The sequence below is a fragment of the Blastococcus sp. TF02A-30 genome, from assembly GCF_003319185.1.
Classification (GTDB): domain Bacteria; phylum Actinomycetota; class Actinomycetes; order Mycobacteriales; family Geodermatophilaceae; genus Blastococcus.
This window is the reverse complement of record NZ_QOHJ01000002.1, coordinates 358,464-373,699: the sequence shown is the minus strand read 5'-3', so window position 1 is coordinate 373,699 and position 15,236 is coordinate 358,464. Positions and strand designations below refer to the sequence as shown.

Sequence of the window (15,236 nt, the reverse complement as noted above, 5' to 3'; positions counted from 1 at the left end):
GTTGCCGGCGGCGAGGAGCTCTCGTCCACGCGCGGCTCAGCCACCGGTGTCGCCGCGCCGGCGCAGCGCGAGCCACGTGGCCACGATGAACAGCAGGCCCGCCGCGACGAGGAGCAACCACAGGCCCCAGCTGCTGTCTGCGTCGCTGTCGACGGCCGGAGAGACCGCGGTCGCCGTGTCCGGGCTGGGTGCGGGCGTGGTCGGCAGAGTCGGCTGAGCCGGGGCTGTCTCCGTCGCCGCACCGCCGGAGCCCGTCAGGGTGAAGGTGAGCTGGCCGGACACGGGATGGCCGTCATCGGAGACAACCCGGTACGCCACCACGTAGGCGCCGTCACCGCTCGTGCTGACCGGCTGTGACACGACCGCACCGTCGATGGCAGCTTCCCCTGAGGTGACCGACTCCCCGTCCGGGCCGGTGACAGCCACCTGGGCGAACTCCGAGGCGATCGCCGAGGAGAACGTGAGGCTGAACGCGTCCGGAGCGGCGGTCAGCGTCTCTCCGTCAGCAGGCGTCGAGGACTGCAGGCCGGTGTGGGCGGCAGCCGGACCGCCGCTGAGGACGAGCAGCAGCGAGGCGAGGGCCGTCGCCGCAACCAGGACCAGATTGCGGGGAACAGACGTGAACATGAATCCTCAGTGGCGTTGTTGGCGAGTGGCGGGGCTGAGCAGGAAATCGCCTCGACGAGTGGCGGCGGCGCGGGCGTACCTGCGTCCGGTCATCCTGGAGCCACGGCCATCGTCCCGATCTGGCCCAGAGCGACGTGGAACGAACACTCGAACTGGTAGTCGCCGGGCTGATCCACGGTGAACTCCATCGTGTCGCTCATGCCCGGTGCCAGGATGGGAATCTCTTCGGCGATCTCGGCCGGCCCGGCGCCGGGCGTGAACCGGAAGTTGTGCGTCAACTCCTTCGCCTCGCTGATGAGGGAGAGCCGCACCCGCCCGGCGGTCACCGTGAACGCGGCGGGGTAGAAGTCGTAGTCGTCGCGCACCAGCACTGTGACCTCCTGGGTCCCGTCGGGGGCGATGGAGACCGTTCCGTCGGCCGAAACGTCAGCCGGCGCGTCGTCGGACGACTCGTCCGGGTCCGAGCCGCAGGCGGACAAGACCATGGCGCCCGCCCCCGCCAGAGCTGTCAGCAGCACAGTTCGTCGACGCAACTCGACCATGGCTCTACTGCTTGCCGGTCACAGTCACGGAATGTTGCAGATGTCGCTCAGCGCGGCACACACGGCGGGGTAGCCGGCGATGAGCAGCGGCGCTACGACGACGGTCAGTGCACCGACGACAGCAACGCGGTACCGCCACGGATTCAGCGGCGGCTCCGGGGACAGGAGGCGTGAGACACGAAGAACCGCCGCATCCTGAGCCATCGCCAGGGCAGCAGCAGGTGCCTTCATCTCGGCAAGGCTCACGATGGCCGAGGCCAGGTTGACCCGGTCGACCCGCTGCAGCGCCGCGTCGTCCGCCAGCAGCTCGATCAGCTGCCGGGTCTCCCGGGTGGCCACCTGGAACAAGCGGACACGAGGGAAAGCACGCGCCAGGATCTGCGACAGCGCCACAGCCAGGTTGTGGCGGCCGCGGAGGTGAGCCGCCTCGTGGGCCAGCACCCCATCCAACTCACAGCTGGACAGATTGCTCAGCGCTCCCCGTGTGACCACGATCTGCGCCGACCGTCCCGGCAGGCAGAAGGCGGCAGGGGCGGGCGTCTCGATGACGGAGATGCCCAAGCCGGCGTCCGTCTCGGTGATGAGGCTGAGAGAGCGGCGTAGCTGACGGCGACTCCACCAGCCACCGCCCAGAACGCGCACTCCACAGATCAGCAGCCACATCGGGAGCGCACCGGCCAGAAAGGCACCGAAGAGCTTCCCCGGCAGCAACTCCGACTCGCCATAGGCGTCCGCGACACTCATGGCACAGGCGTGCACGACTGCGCCGAGATCGCCGGCAAGCGCCGTGATCGGGATCAATAGGGTGACGCCGGCGAGGACGACCGTGATCACCGCGCTGATGGTCAGAGCCTGCCAGGCGAAGATCGCCACGCGCGGTGCCTGCCGGGTCCAGGGCGCCGATGCCAGCCGCGGACCCACCAGGAGGATCGCGGCCGCCACGCAGAGCAGACTCAGGCTGGCGATCATGGTCCGCCGCCTTCAGCCTGCTGACCGCGCCGGCGCGCGCTCTCCACTGCCGACCTGAGCTGGGTGACGCTGTCGGAATCCAGGTCGGCGACGAAGTGCATGAGCACCTCCTGCCGATCTGCGGACTCCGCCAGCACGTCTTGCAGCAGGGCCGCTGCGTGCTGGGCCTGCGTGCGCACTGGCCGGTACAGCCACGCCCGGCCGCTCATCTCACGGGTCACCTGACCCTTGCGGTGCAGGTTGTCCATCACCGTCATCACGGTCGTGTAGGCGAGTTTGCGGGACGTGCTGAGCGAGGCCAGCACATCTCGGACGGTCGCAGGCTCCGCTCGCTCCCACAGATCCCGCATGATCGCCGCCTCAAGTTCTCCGAACGGTCGCATGGACCCACTTCCTCTCGCCGCGACTCCGCCGAAGCACCGTGACGGCCGCTCGTAGGGGACACGCCCCCACCGACCCCTTCTACGATCCTACTTAGGAGATACCTCTACGATTCAGCTTAGAAGATCGATCAGCTCGCCGGGCGCAGCCCCAGCTGATCGTCGGCCCCGCCACCGTGAAAGTGAGCCGCGACGATGACGATCGCCCCAGCCCCGATCGTTTCCCGGCCAAGTCTGGCTCCGCCACCGACCAAGGGGTCGCGACTGACCAGCCTGCTGCGAACCACCGACCACAAGACCATCGGCCTGATGTACATGGTCGCGTCGTTCGGGTTCTTCATGATCGGTGGCCTGATGGCCATGTTGATGCGCGGCGAGCTAGCCCAGCCGGGCCTTCAGTTCACTTCCCCCGAGCAGTACAACCAGTTGTTCACCATGCACGGCACGATCATGCTGCTGATGTTCGCGACGCCGCTGTTCTTCGCGTTCGCAAACCTGATCATGCCGCTGCAGATCGGCGCTCCCGACGTGGCGTTCCCGCGGCTGAACGCGCTGTCGTTCTGGCTGTTCCTCTTCGGCAGCCTGATCGTCGTCTCCAGCGTCGCCACCCCGGGCGGGGCCCCTGACTTCGGCTGGACGGCCTATGCGCCACTGTCGAGCGAGCTGCACACCCCGGGCGTGGGCGGTGACCTGTGGATCACCGGCCTGGCCGTCAGCGGGCTGGGCACGATCCTCGGTGGCGTCAACTTCATCACCACGATCGTGAGCCTCCGCGCCCCCGGCATGACGATGTTCCGGATGCCGATCTTCACCTGGAACACGCTGGTCACCAGCATCATGATCCTGCTGGCCTTCCCGATCCTGACCGCTGCGCTACTCGCCTTGCTCGCCGATCGCAACCTCGGGTCCCTCATCTTCTCGGCCGAGAACGGCGGGCCGATGCTGTGGCAGCACCTCTTCTGGTTCTTCGGCCACCCCGAGGTCTACATCATCGCGCTGCCGTTCTTCGGCATCGTCACCGAGATCATCCCGGTCTTCGCCCGCAAGCCGCTGTTCGGCTACAAGGGCATGGTCGGCGCGACCCTGGCCATCGGCTTTCTCGCCCTCGCCGTCTGGGCACACCACATGTACGCCACCGGCGCGGTGCTGCTGCCCTTCTTCGCCTTCCTCACCTACCTGATCGCCGTGCCGACCGGTCTGAAGTTCTTCAACTGGATCGGCACCATGTGGCGGGGTCAGATGACCTTCGAGACGCCGATGCTGTTCTCGATCGGCTTCATGGTCACCTTCCTGCTCGGTGGGCTGACCGGTGTGCTGCTGGCCTCCCCGCCGCTGGACTGGCAGGTGCACGACTCCTACTTCGTCGTGGCGCACTTCCACTACGTCGTGTTCGGCACCGTGGTGTTCGCCGCCTACGCCGGTATCTACTTCTGGTTCCCCAAGATGTGCGGCCGAATGATGGACGAGCGGCTGGGCAAGCTGCAGTTCTGGCTCACGTTCATCGGATTCCACGGCACGTTCCTGGTCCAGCACTGGCTGGGCAACGAAGGGATGCCGCGCCGGTATGCCGACTATCTGCCCACTGATGGGTTCACCACACTGAACATGATCTCCACGATCTTCAGCTTCGTGCTCGGCGCCTCGGTCATCCCCTTCATCTACAACGTCGTCCGCTCCTGGAAGTACGGGCAGCTCGCGCTGCGCGACGACCCCTGGGGTTACGGCAACTCGTTGGAGTGGGCGACCTCGTCCCCGCCGCCGCGGCACAACTTCGTGGAGCTCCCGCGGATCCGCTCGGAGCGCCCCGCGTTCGAGGCGCACTACCCGCACCTGGTCGAGCGCCTGCAGGACGAGGCACACGCGGGCAAGCGCCACGACCCCTACGTCAGCGAGCTCATCCCAGGCACGGGAAAGCGTCAAGGCCCGAACGACCCTGACGCCACCTGAGCCACTGGGAGGAACGACACCGACCATCCGCCGGCGTCCCGGTCCGCCTTTCGAGACGGGGCAGGTCGCCGCAGGACCACCCCGCCCGCTCGACCCGCTGCACGGGCGTTGACCGCAGTAGCCCCTGGGCGCATGCGGTCAAGCGTCGAACAGAGTCCTACCCCACCAGTCGTCGGCATCGCGAACTCCCGGCGGGCAGGCAAACACGGCGGAGGACCCGTGCTGGATGAACCGGTTGAGCGCATCCGCGGCAAGGTTTCGCTGCACCTGCACGAAGCCGGTATCCGGGTTGCGCTGGTAGGCAATGAAGAAGAGGCCGGCATCGAGACGGCCGGAATCGTCTGTGCCGTCCACGAAGCTGTACCCACGCCGCAACATGGCCGTGCCTGAATTGGTGGGATGAGAAAGGAAGACGTGCGAGTCCCGCGGGATGGCCGGACCATCACCCCTGACGGCCGCGAAGTCGGTCGGGTCGAATTCCTTTCGCTGACCCAGCGGCGCGCCCGCGGTCTTCGTGCGTCCGATCACCGCCTCCTGGTGGGGTGCGGGCACCTGGTCCCAGTCCTCGATCAGCATGCGGATCCGACGGGTGACCAGATAGGAACCGCCGGCCAGCCACGCGACGTCGTCCTCCCCCACCCATACGAACTGCTCGAGTGCGCTGCCGTTCTCGGCCTTGAGGTTGGCCGTGCCGTCCTTGAAGCCGAGGAGGTTGCGCGGCGTCGCCTGCGCCGTACTGGTGGATGACGTGCGGCCGAACCCGAGTTGGGTCCAGCGCACACGTACCACCCCGACGCCCAGGCGCACCAGGTTGCGCACGGCGTGCACCGCCACCTGGGGGTCGTTGGCGCACGCCTGGACGCACAGGTCTCCCCCGCTGATGGATTGATCGAGCGCGTCGCCTGGGAACACGGGTAGCTCGACCAGGGAATACGGGCGACGAGCCGCCAGTCCGAAGCGGTCGACCCCATCGCCCGTCATGAACAGCGTCGGTCCGAATCCGACGGTCAGCGTGAGGCCGGACGGCGGTAGTCCCTGCGCCTCACCACTGTCCTCTGGGCCGACGATCTCACCGGCGGTCAGTCGCCGGGCGACCGCCGTCCACGACGCCAGCATTGCCACGAGCGCCTCACGGCTGTCGGTGACGACGTCGAACGCGACGAAGTGGAGCCGGTCCTGCGCCGGCGTCACGATGCCAGCCTGGTGGGTACCGGTGAACTCGACCGGCGCGGAGAATTCCTGCACCGCCGACGACGACACGACGGGAGACGGCGGCCTCGCGGCGGTCGTGCGACCGACCACTCCCCCGACTGCCCCAGACGCCAGGACGCCCGCGGTCCCGAGCCCCGCCATGCCGAAGAGCTTCCGACGGGACAGGCCGCGCTCCTGCTTCTCCGCCGGTCGGTCCGCCGGCGGCGACTCGTCAGTCACGTCAGGATCCGCGGAGCTAGGCAAAGTGAAGACTGAAGGGCGCGCACCAGGACCAGGCTACTATTCAACATAGGAGTTCGGTTCGCTCGGCACTGAGGCCCGAGGCGAGCCGATGATCGGATCGGGAAACGACGAGCCCCGTCATGTAGTCGCGACAATCCACGCTCGCCCATTCGTGAGGCGACCTGCGTTGCGGACTCCGACACACCGATCCCGCCTTCAGGCCGGCCAAAGAAGGGTCCCGGCAGCGAGCCGTGCCGGCGTCCTGCATCGACGCCTACTAGCTTGGCTAGTCGTGACGTCGATGCTGAGCTCCGCTCGTCCCGGCAGCAGATGCGCCTGCCTCGACGACGACCTGCGAACCGGTGCACGACAGCGGGAGACCTGATGATGGATGGCCTGTCCCAGGTGCAGTCACGCATCGCCGAGATCCAGGCGCAGCTCGCGCCACTGGGTGCGCGACCGCGCACGACAGCGACCGACTGGATGTCCGCTGCGACCGCTGCCGGTCTAGTGGTGGACGCCTCGCGGCCGCCCGCTGTGGCCACGAGTTCGCCCGCCGGCGCAACCGATGCGTCGCCGATGGTCGCCGGAACGGACCGCGAGTCCGCCATTACGGGAAAGGCGCTCCAGTATCTCGGAGTGCCCTACCTGTGGGGCGGCACCGACCCCTCGAAGGGTCTCGACTGCTCCGGATTCACACAGTTGGTCTACAAGAGTCAGGGCGTCGACCTCCCCCGTGTCTCCTCTCAGCAGGCGACGGCGGGACGAGCGGTCCCGTCGATGGCGGAGGCCCGCCCGGGGGATCTGCTGTTCTTCGACTACTCGCCGGAGAGGCCAGGAATCGACCACGTGGGGATCTTCATGGGTGACGGCAAGATGATTGCCGCGCCGCAACCGGGCGAAGTCGTCAAGATCCAGTCAGTGGGCGATCCCACCGTGATCCGCCGGGTGCTCTCGTAGGCAGTGACCCCGAGCGAGGAGACAGCGTCGTCGGACGGCGCTGACAGCGGGAGATCCCGCCCGTAGGGCGGCATCGACCGGTGGACCGCATGGGTGTCGTCTGCGCGGTTCTCCGTGGGCCTGATGACCGGTCGCTGCTATCTACTAAGGCGCCTCGTAACCTGTTGGAGGTCGGCACTCCCGCCAGCGCCAGCGGTCGACCACCCCGTTGACACGGTCCGCCGAAACTGGGGCCGGCGCAGGCAGCCTGCATGAAGGAGTCGCAGTGAGTAGGTGCTCGAGCGCCCGGACGAGTTCAACGCCTCCTCTTCGAGGCGCGGGCGCAGCGAGGACGGCATGACCGACCTGCAGACCCAGCCCGAACGAGCATCGATCGCTGCCCATCAGAACTCGGTGCTGCGCCGATTCGGACTGTGGTTGGTGCGCCGTTGGCGGTGGTTGACCAGCATGCGGACGGCCGTGGTGCTGCTGTTCCTGCTGGCGCTGGCGGCTGTGCCCGGCTCGCTTTTCCCGCAGCGGTCGTTGACCCCCAGCGCGGTGGCCCGGTACTTCCGGGAAAATCCCGACCTGGCGCCTGTCCTCGACAGGTTGTGGATGTTCGACGTCTTCGCCAGCCCGTGGTTCTCGGCGACCTACCTCCTGCTCTTCATCTCGCTCATCGGCTGCCTGGTGCCGCGGTGCACCGAGCACCTGCGGGCGCTACGGGCCGAGCCGCCGCCCGTACCTCGACATCTGCACCGGCTCCCGGTTCACACTGCGAACACGGTGCCACTGCCCTCGGAGACCGTGGCCGAGCGGCTCGAGGCCGATCTGCGATCAGCGCGGTTCCGGGTGTCCCGACGCAGCATCCCCGGTGGTGTGGAGATATCGGCCGAGCGCGGTCGGGTGAAGGAAACCGGCAACCTCGTCTTCCACGTCTCGCTCTTGGCCCTGCTCGTCGCGCTGGCCGGCGGCAAGTTGTGGGGCTACGAAGGCAGCATCCTGGTTACCGAGGGAGACGGCTTCTGCAACTCCTTCCAGCAGTACGACCGGTATGTCGCAGGGCCGTTGGTGGATCCGGACGGCCTGACGCCGCTCTGCTTCGACCTGGAGGATTTCCGCGCCACGTACGAGCCGAACGGCACGCCGGCCTCCTTCACCGCCGACATCGGGGTGCAGGCAGAGCCGGGAGCGGCCACGGAGCAGACGACGATCGGGGTCAACGACCCGTTCCGCTCCGACGGGGACCGTCTGTACGTGACGGGGCACGGCTTCACGCCCCTTTTCACAGTGACGCTGCCGGGCGGTCAGGTCTTCGAGCAGCTGTCGGCACCGTTCCTGCCCCGGGACAGCACGACGTTCGCCAGCGAGGGGGTCGTGAAGTTGCCGGATCTCGGTGACGGCTCCGGTGACGGGTTCGCCCTCGAGGGCTTCTTCGCTCCGACCGGCCTGATCCAGGGCGGCGTCCTGACCTCGGTGGACGCGCGGCCGCTCAACCCGCAGGTCGCCATCATCGGCTATCGCGGCTACCTGGGGCTGGACAGCGGTGCGCCACAGTCGGTCTTCACGCTGGACCAACGACAGATCGACGTCGGTGCGCTGAACCAGATCGGGGAGGCGAACTTGGACATCGGCGAGAGCGCGGAATTCGAGGACGGCACCGTCGTCCGCTTCGACGGGTTCCGTGAGTTCGCGGCCCTGCAGGTGTCGCACGATCCGGGGCAGGTAGCCGTCCTCATCAGCGCCATCACCATGCTGCTCGGACTTCTGGTCACACTGCTGGTGCGCCGGGAGCGGGTCTTCGCTCGAATTGCCAGCTCGCAGGTGTCGAGCTCTGTCGACGACCGGTCGACGACGGTGTCGATGGCGGGACTCGCACTGGGTGGGAACGGTGACATCCGCGAACGACTCCACGGACTCACCAGCAGCCTGCTCGGTGACAGCCAGCCGGGACAACACCACGGCCGTTGAACCGCGAGGCCGCCCGCCCTCCCATCCCGCGCCTTACCAGCAGAAGCGGGACTCCGGGCTCACGGAGGTCGTCGACCGGAGGCGTCGTGAGCACGCCACTGACGTCGTCGTCTGTGCCGGGACGCCATCAGCCGCCCACCGTCACGTCGTTGAAAGGAAGGCGCGGCTCCATCCACGGGAAGACGACGAACAGCAGCAGCGCGCAGACCCCGAGCGCCAAAGCCAGCGCGGTCACCGCCTTGGTCGCCGTGCCACCGGGCAGGTGACGCCAGATCCACGGGTACATGCGGGTCCTCTCAACTCTCGCGCAGGGCCGGCGGGCCGTCGGGCATCTCGGTCTTGGTCAGGCCGGTGCCCTCCAGCCCGGCGTGGATGATCAGCCGTTGCCGCGCGGAGTACTTCGGATGACACGTGGTCAGCGTCAGGTATGCCCCGCTCGGTGGACCTTCCGCGGCTCCATTGGGCGTCGGCGAGATCACCTGGACGTCGGACGGACGGACGATCTGTTGACCGGGAATCCCGCTCGGGTCGGTGGTGAAGTCGCCCGTCGCAGGGTCCCCGAGTACCCGATAGACGAACCAGCGGTCGGCCGTCTCGATGACGATGGGGTCGCCCGGACGCAGCCGGTCAAGATCCAGGAATGGCGACCCTTTGCCGACCCGGTGACCCGCGAGCGCCACGTTGCCCTGCTCGCCCGGCAACGCCGTCCCCTCGTAGTGGCCCGGCCCCTGTGCCAGCTGCTCCTCGGCGGTGCCCTCGAGCACGACCTGCTCGTAGTCAGCACCCAGCCTCGGGATGTGCAGAACAGCGAACGCGTCGCCCAGGATGCTGGCGCGCGGCACTGCAGGGACTTCGGCCTCCGCTGTCCACCCCTGACGTAATTCGTCCTTCAGCTGGTCCTGTCTGCGGTCAGTGAGCACGTCGGTCACGAACAGCTCGTAGACGACGAAGAGGAGCACCACGAGGCCCCCGGTCACCAGGACCTCTCCGATCGAGCGCGCAACTGTGCGCCATCGAGACTGAGCGCTAGTGGATTGCGTGCCGTGCACTCAGTGCTCCTCCGGATGCGATGTAGTCGGATCGCGTTGTGATGCTGCTGGAGCGACGAGGCGGGACGCCAGGACGTAGGAGAACGAGCCGCGTGTCCGCGGACCCGGCGGCCTTTCGACTTGCCCCTGCCGCGCACTACGACGAATAGTAGTAGGCCGGGCTGTTCAACGAGTTGGATCTCGATGCATCGGGCAGGAGCGCGTCGTCGCGACGTGGTCCCCGACGATCCTGCGAGACGCGATCCCGTCCCCGGACACCACGCCGTCGGGATCTCTGTCGCCGCCCACCACACACCCATCGCACCGCCGGCCGGTCGCCTCACACGGCGGGGCTCCGCTGCCGCTCCGCCTGCAACGCCGGCGTCACCGGAATCACGCTGCCGCCGACCGCCCTTGTCAGCTGGCTCGGTTGGTCCACCGACGGCGGAAGAGGATCTCAGCGGTTCTGGGTGGAAGATCTTCTTCGACCTCGGCGTCGTGGTTGGCCAGGATGCGAGCGACGTAGGCGTCGGCTTCGGCCCGGTTGTCTTGGGCGTCGCAGGCGGCGACCAGGTCGAGCAGCGGCACGTCCTCGTAGCTGCCGGCTTTCAGCGCCACATGAGCGGCGGCCGCGGCAAGCTCGGGCTCACCGGCGAGGTGGTGCGTCGCGACGGTGTGCGCGACATCGACGATCATGGCGGCATACTCGTGGTCCAGCCGAGAGTTCTCCTCGACCAGCCAGCTGTAGCCGCCGGGCGCGCCCTGTCGCGACGTGGGCAGGTCGAACGGCTGCCCGATGACCAGGTCGAGCGCAGCTTGAAGGTCAGCGATCCCGTCCACACCTCGGGCCAGCCCGCGGACTCGCAGCCGGCGGAACAGCTCGGCATCGATGAGGACGTCGTCAATGCGGTAGCGGCCGACCCCGCCTGCGGTGACCCCGGACGGGAGGTAGTCCGCACCGGTCGCCGGGTTGGCGCCCAGCCATGCGCGCACGATCGAGATCGACTGCCGCACCTTGGTCTTGCCGACGACATCGGGCTCGTTGGGCCAGATCGCGGTGGCGTAGCGCTCGCTGGTCACGCTGCCGGGCCGGGTCGCCAGGTAGGCGACGATCTCGGTGTAGAACTGCCGCCGCGGGTTGCGCTCGGGAAGCGTGCCCTGCGCCCGCACTTCGACCGGTCCGAGCAGGGTCAACTTCGGCCGTGGACACGACGGGTCAGCCCAGTCGGCGAGGTCGGCGTCGAGGGCGGGATCGGCAGCCTCGACCTGGTGGCGGATGCCCGCGTCGGTAGCGGGGGCCAGTGCCTGCAGATCCTGCTCGGTGGTCGCGGCGCGGTCCAGATAGGTCTGCTCGGACAGCGGTAACACCGAGTTGGTCAGGCACGGCGAGGTGTCTGCCAGGCCGGACACCGGGACGTCGTCCGCTCCGGCCGCACCCGACGGCCGCAGCCGCGCGGCGCGGGACGGGTCGACTCGGAGGCCGCCGCAGGCGTCGGCGTGCTCGTCCCAAGGCTTGTCCCCGTGGGCCGGTGGCATCGGCCGGTCGCCGGTGACGGCGGCCAGCGCAAGCAACTCCGCCAACTGCGCGGCCTCATCGGCCGGGACCTGCTGCGGGATCAGCTCCAGTCCGAGCGCGGGGACGCTGAGCACGCCGGCCTCGTCGACAGTCAGCTGCCAGCGGGCGGCGTCCCCGAGATCCGGGTCGTCGATGAGCACCAACGCCACCGCGCCGCGGCCGCGCTGCTGCTGGATCGCAGCCATCAGTCGTTCCAGCCCGGCGTCGTCCTTGGCCACGTCCGGGGCGATGAGCAGCACGTGGGGCGCCCACGCGTCGCCGCCCACATCACGCAACCGGCCCGACAGCACGTCGACGTCGGCGATATGCATGGCCTCGGTGACCGACTCGAGCTGGCTGTCGATCACCGCGATCGCCTTCTCGACGTCGTCGGTGTAGGTCAGCCGGTCGGGATTGATCTGAGCCAACTCCTGGCCGAAGCCGACCAGGGTCACCTGCAGCATTTCCGACCACGTGTTGTGCGCCAGCTCGGCAGCGAGGAACCGGGCCAGGTTGAGGCAGCGTTCGACGTCCCCGGACAGGGACAGGGTCGCGACCCGTTCCAGGTCGACCAGCCAGTGCTCGCCCTCGGCCGTGTAGCCCACCGACGCGAGCATGGGGAACGGTGCAAAGAAGTAAGCCCGCTGCTGCTCGTCGTAGGTCAGCGGGTCGTCGCGCCGGATCGACCAGCGCGTGCCGGCCGGCTCCACCGTCCACGGCTCCGGGGCCTCCAAGGCTGGCTCGGTGAGTACCAAGGTCAGGACGTCGTCGGTCATGCAGACCGCCACCACGTCGGGCAGGCGAGCGCCGTCGAACCTCGCCAATGCCTGCACCAGGGCTCGCAGCGCCTGGTCCAGCCAGGTGACGTCGGCACTACCGACGCTGCCGGCCTCCAGCAGGGCTCGTTCGACGTGCACCAGCTCTGGTGGTGTGCTGCCGATCGTGCGGCCGGGACGTCGCTGCCGGAACTGCCTGCGGCGGTAGCGCAGCAACGCGGTCAGCGAGGCCCCGGCCAGCAGCAGCCCACCGCCGGCGGCGAAGGCAATCATCGGCAGCTCCGAGGTGCTACCCGTCGAGGTCTCGTCAGGCCTCGCCGGCGACGGCCCGACGCTGTTCGGTTCAGCCGTGGGAGGCGAGGTCGGGGCGTTGGTGGCCGGACCGGGCGCGGCCGGAGGTGGCGCGTTGGTGCCCGGCGTGGTCGGGTCTGCTGGAGGGGCGGTGTTCGGGCCTGGCGCTGATGGCGGTGCCGGGTCGGTCGTGGGCGGTGCCGGCTCGGCTGCCGGAGGCGCCGGTGCGCCGGGTGCGGGCGTCGCGGGACTGGCCGGGTCCGGGATGCTCAGCGTCCAGCCCGGTCGGATCAGCGACGGGTCGGTGAAGGTGGCGCCTCCGGGTTGCCTGCGTCCCCGGTTGAGCTCCCAGGCTTGGCGCCAGTTGTGCCCGCTGCCGGTGATCTCCTCCGTGAGGTCCCACAGGGTGTCACCGGGTTCCACCGTGACGTCCTCGACGGTTCTCGTGGTGTCCGGGGCTGGGCCCGTCGGCGGCAGGCCGACCGCGTCGGGCGGCAGGACCAGCACCGTGCCCGGGAAGATCTCGTTGTCCGGACCGACCGCGGTCGGGTTGAGTCTGGCGATCTCCGGATACCGCAGCGGGTCCCCGAGATGCCGCTCGGCCAGCGCCCACAGGGTGTCCCGGCGCTGCACCTGGTAGGTCGTGGTAGCGACCGGAGGCGCGTGCTCGTCCGGCATCGAGTACGCGACCGGTGTCTGCGCTATGAGCGGTGCGCTGGCGTACTGCGCCGACGCCGGGACGGCGGTGGATGTGGCCGCGACCGGCAGCGGCGGCGCCGTTGCGGTGGATGCGGGGCCGCCGGCGGCCAGTGGAGCGACGGTGAAGCCAACCACGACGGCGGCGACCAGGGCGGCGGCCGGCCGCTGGAAAATTCCCAGCCCGGGGAGGACCGGAACCGGCCGTGCACGGGCGAACGCCACGACCTCCGCCACTGTCGAGGCGGTGAACAGGGCCCAGCACACCCAGACGCCGGCTGCGAGGACGAGTCCGGCCAGCTGTCCGTTGTCGCGGGACGCCAGGACGGCCCCGACCTCATCCAGCGACGGCAGGTTGTTCGGAACCAGGTGCAGCAGCGCCATCAGCACCGGTACGCCGACGACGACGGCGAGCAGCGCCAGGAGGGCACCCACGGCCTTGAGCAGGCGGGCGGCGTGGCCGGTCACGACAGGCCCTCACCGGAGGTGACCCCGACGAGCAGCTGGGCGGTGTGCACGCGGGTCTGGCTGACCGGGATGCCGAGCAGGGGTGTTGAGTCGGTGACCGTCACGCTGACCTCGACGATGCCAGGGCCGGTGACGGTCACCGTGCCGGTTGCGCCGGCTTGGTCGAGGTAGGACCGGGCAGCGGTCGCCGCCAACTGCGCGTCGGTGCTTCCGCCGGTCGGAACCGGGCCGATGGCGATGCTCGCCGCGCGGGCTGCCTCAGCCGAGTAGGTGTCAGCGCGGTTGGCGGCCTGGATCGCGGTTCCGGCGTCGACGAGTGCGGTGACCAGGACGCCGACGATGAGCACGATGAAGCAGAACAGCACGGCCACGGACCCGCGGTCGTCCCGGAGTTGAGCGCTGGCTTGCGCGCGGGGTGTCACGACGGGTCCCTGGCAGGATCGAGCGGGCTGGTGGCGCTGTCGTGCAGCGTCCGAGAGCCAGGCAGGCCGGCAACTCCACCGATGTCGGACAGGTCGACGGTGCACGTCACGGCGACGGTGACCGATGCCGAGGCGCCCGGCGGCGCGGTGAACCCGGAGGTGTCGACGCTGACCTGGACGTCGATGCAGTGCAGGCCCTGGCTGGTCAGTGCGGTGGTGGCGGTGTCGGCGGCGATCTGCTGGGCCGCGGCGGCCGATCGGGCCAGCGAGGCGTCCCGCGCCGCGATCCCGGCGACGCCGCTGATGCGGTCGCCGGCCAGCGCGATCCGGGCGCCGATCACCAGCATGGCCACCAGGAGGAGTCCGACCGGCAGCAGGATTGCCAGCTCCACCGACTCCGAGCCTCGGTCGTCCCGCCACCGCCGTCGGCGGCCGTTCGTGGCCGGCTGCAGGTCGTAGCTCATGGCGAATCCGGGGTGGTGAAGCGTTCCTTGCCGCGCACCACGGTGACATCGACGGTCGGGGCGAAGCCGGGCAGCGGGATCACGTTGGGCACGCTGGCGGTGACGTGCACCGAGACCGTGGTCGCGGTGTCGGACTCGGTCACCGAGTAGCCGGTGATGGCGCCGGTCTCGAGTCCGGCCAGGTACGTGTCCGCCGCTGCCTGCCCCGCTCCCCCGGTCGCCCCGTGGACGCTGGCGGCGCGGGCTCCGACGTGCGCCGCGGCGTCGGCCGCTTCCCGGGCGAAGTACCACAGCGCGAGCTGCGGGCCGGCGAGCAGCAGCGCGACGATGATGGGGAACAGGATCGCGAACTCGACGCTGGATGAGCCCCGCTCGCTTCCGCGGCCGCGGTCTCGGCGGGATCCTGGGCGCGCGACCGGACCGCGCGGCGAAGATGCCGCACGGTTCGGGGTACGCCCCTCAAGCATCGAAGGCTGCCGGTTCTACTGAAACAGCGACGTCTTGCTGGCCACGAAGGCGATGGCCGCGGCACTGACCGCGCCGCCCAGCGCGATGGCCAGGATGACCATGAACGCCTTCTCCGAGGAATCCGAGCCCCGGTCGTCAGCGACCTTTTCGGCGCGCAGCCAGGCCAGAACCGACAGGAACACAACAGACAGGGCGATGACGCACTGCGCCACGACGGCCTGCGCACCGCGGCGGATGGTGGGCTGGAACATCGGAAGCC

Annotated in this window: 15 protein-coding genes; 3 read left to right on the top strand and 12 right to left on the bottom strand. The window is 69.1% G+C overall.

All coding sequences use genetic code 11. The annotated features are described in order from the left end of the window. Positions 1–36: 36 nt before the first annotated feature. The 4 genes from DQ241_RS06125 to DQ241_RS06110 all read right to left on the bottom strand — a co-directional run bounded on the left by DQ241_RS06125 (position 37) and on the right by DQ241_RS06110 (position 2,521). A complete protein-coding gene (locus DQ241_RS06125; protein WP_113829269.1) occupies positions 37–627 on the bottom strand; it encodes a copper resistance CopC family protein in 591 nt (196 codons plus the stop codon). Between the two features lie 89 nt (positions 628–716). Further along, complete coding sequence (locus tag DQ241_RS06120) at positions 717–1,169, bottom strand: cupredoxin domain-containing protein (protein WP_113829268.1); 453 nt, start codon at positions 1,167–1,169, stop codon at positions 717–719. Between the two features lie 24 nt (positions 1,170–1,193). Further along, positions 1,194–2,138, bottom strand: coding sequence for a M56 family metallopeptidase (locus tag DQ241_RS06115; RefSeq protein ID WP_113829267.1), 945 nt, complete (start codon positions 2,136–2,138; stop codon positions 1,194–1,196). Beyond that, positions 2,135–2,521 (bottom strand): BlaI/MecI/CopY family transcriptional regulator, encoded by a 387-nt coding sequence (locus DQ241_RS06110; protein ID WP_040336907.1) that lies wholly within the window; start codon positions 2,519–2,521, stop codon positions 2,135–2,137. The genes DQ241_RS06115 and DQ241_RS06110 overlap by 4 nt, the downstream gene beginning before the upstream one ends. A 192-nt stretch (positions 2,522–2,713) precedes the next feature. On the opposite strand from DQ241_RS06110, the gene ctaD reads away from it, so the two are divergent. Next, complete coding sequence (gene ctaD / locus DQ241_RS06105) at positions 2,714–4,465, top strand: cytochrome c oxidase subunit I (protein ID WP_113829266.1); 1,752 nt, start codon at positions 2,714–2,716, stop codon at positions 4,463–4,465. Positions 4,466–4,603: 138 nt separating this feature from the next. Here the strand turns inward: ctaD and efeB are convergent, their stop codons facing one another. Then, on the bottom strand, positions 4,604–5,896 hold the full coding sequence (efeB, locus tag DQ241_RS06100; RefSeq protein WP_233492241.1) for an iron uptake transporter deferrochelatase/peroxidase subunit: 1,293 nt from the start codon (positions 5,894–5,896) through the stop codon (positions 4,604–4,606). Positions 5,897–6,283: 387 nt separating this feature from the next. On the opposite strand from efeB, the gene DQ241_RS06095 reads away from it, so the two are divergent. Then, a complete protein-coding gene (locus DQ241_RS06095) occupies positions 6,284–6,859 on the top strand; it encodes a C40 family peptidase (RefSeq protein ID WP_233492240.1) in 576 nt (191 codons plus the stop codon). 273 nt (positions 6,860–7,132) lie between these two features. Beyond that, positions 7,133–8,809, top strand: coding sequence for a cytochrome c biogenesis protein ResB (locus DQ241_RS06090; protein ID WP_233492239.1), 1,677 nt, complete (start codon positions 7,133–7,135; stop codon positions 8,807–8,809). A 127-nt stretch (positions 8,810–8,936) separates the two neighbouring features. On the opposite strand, the gene DQ241_RS20825 is transcribed toward DQ241_RS06090, so the two are convergent. The 7 genes from DQ241_RS20825 to DQ241_RS06060 form a co-directional block, all read right to left on the bottom strand. Further along, positions 8,937–9,095: a hypothetical protein gene (locus DQ241_RS20825; protein WP_199584122.1), complete on the bottom strand. Its 159-nt coding sequence runs from the start codon at positions 9,093–9,095 to the stop codon at positions 8,937–8,939. 10 nt (positions 9,096–9,105) lie between these two features. Next, positions 9,106–9,858: a class E sortase gene (locus tag DQ241_RS06085; protein ID WP_113829265.1), complete on the bottom strand. Its 753-nt coding sequence runs from the start codon at positions 9,856–9,858 to the stop codon at positions 9,106–9,108. A gap of 396 nt (positions 9,859–10,254) precedes the next feature. Continuing rightward, positions 10,255–13,623, bottom strand: a complete 3,369-nt coding sequence (locus DQ241_RS06080) for a LysM peptidoglycan-binding domain-containing protein (protein ID WP_113829264.1) — start codon at positions 13,621–13,623, stop codon at positions 10,255–10,257. Next, positions 13,620–13,994 carry a hypothetical protein gene (locus tag DQ241_RS06075; protein WP_092195831.1) on the bottom strand — a complete coding sequence of 125 codons (375 nt, stop codon included), beginning with the start codon at positions 13,992–13,994 and terminating at the stop codon, positions 13,620–13,622. The genes DQ241_RS06080 and DQ241_RS06075 overlap by 4 nt, the downstream gene beginning before the upstream one ends. A 47-nt stretch (positions 13,995–14,041) precedes the next feature. Then, positions 14,042–14,509, bottom strand: a complete 468-nt coding sequence (locus tag DQ241_RS06070) for a pilus assembly protein TadE (RefSeq protein WP_113829263.1) — start codon at positions 14,507–14,509, stop codon at positions 14,042–14,044. Further along, the gene (locus tag DQ241_RS06065; protein ID WP_113829262.1) at positions 14,506–14,976 is read right to left on the bottom strand and encodes a TadE family protein; all 471 of its coding nucleotides are present in this window, start codon (positions 14,974–14,976) and stop codon (positions 14,506–14,508) included. Before DQ241_RS06065 ends, DQ241_RS06070 begins: the two co-directional genes overlap by 4 nt. Positions 14,977–14,991: 15 nt before the next feature. Further along, positions 14,992–15,228, bottom strand: coding sequence for a hypothetical protein (locus DQ241_RS06060; RefSeq protein ID WP_113829261.1), 237 nt, complete (start codon positions 15,226–15,228; stop codon positions 14,992–14,994). Positions 15,229–15,236 lie beyond the last annotated feature (8 nt).

What these genes read in the sequence shown, in the direction of transcription:
- DQ241_RS06095 (WP_233492240.1), top strand. Translation starts at nt 6,284, where the DNA reads ATGATGGATGGCCTGTCCCAGGTGCAGTCACGCATCGCCGAGATCCAG.
- DQ241_RS06110 (WP_040336907.1), bottom strand. Translation starts at nt 2,521, where the DNA reads ATGCGACCGTTCGGAGAACTTGAGGCGGCGATCATGCGGGATCTGTGG.
- DQ241_RS20825 (WP_199584122.1), bottom strand. Translation starts at nt 9,095, where the DNA reads ATGTACCCGTGGATCTGGCGTCACCTGCCCGGTGGCACGGCGACCAAG.
- DQ241_RS06115 (WP_113829267.1), bottom strand. Translation starts at nt 2,138, where the DNA reads ATGATCGCCAGCCTGAGTCTGCTCTGCGTGGCGGCCGCGATCCTCCTG.
- DQ241_RS06125 (WP_113829269.1), bottom strand. Translation starts at nt 627, where the DNA reads ATGTTCACGTCTGTTCCCCGCAATCTGGTCCTGGTTGCGGCGACGGCC.
- DQ241_RS06065 (WP_113829262.1), bottom strand. Translation starts at nt 14,976, where the DNA reads ATGCTTGAGGGGCGTACCCCGAACCGTGCGGCATCTTCGCCGCGCGGT.
- ctaD (WP_113829266.1), top strand. Translation starts at nt 2,714, where the DNA reads ATGACGATCGCCCCAGCCCCGATCGTTTCCCGGCCAAGTCTGGCTCCG.
- DQ241_RS06060 (WP_113829261.1), bottom strand. Translation starts at nt 15,228, where the DNA reads ATGTTCCAGCCCACCATCCGCCGCGGTGCGCAGGCCGTCGTGGCGCAG.
- DQ241_RS06120 (WP_113829268.1), bottom strand. Translation starts at nt 1,169, where the DNA reads ATGGTCGAGTTGCGTCGACGAACTGTGCTGCTGACAGCTCTGGCGGGG.
- DQ241_RS06070 (WP_113829263.1), bottom strand. Translation starts at nt 14,509, where the DNA reads ATGAGCTACGACCTGCAGCCGGCCACGAACGGCCGCCGACGGCGGTGG.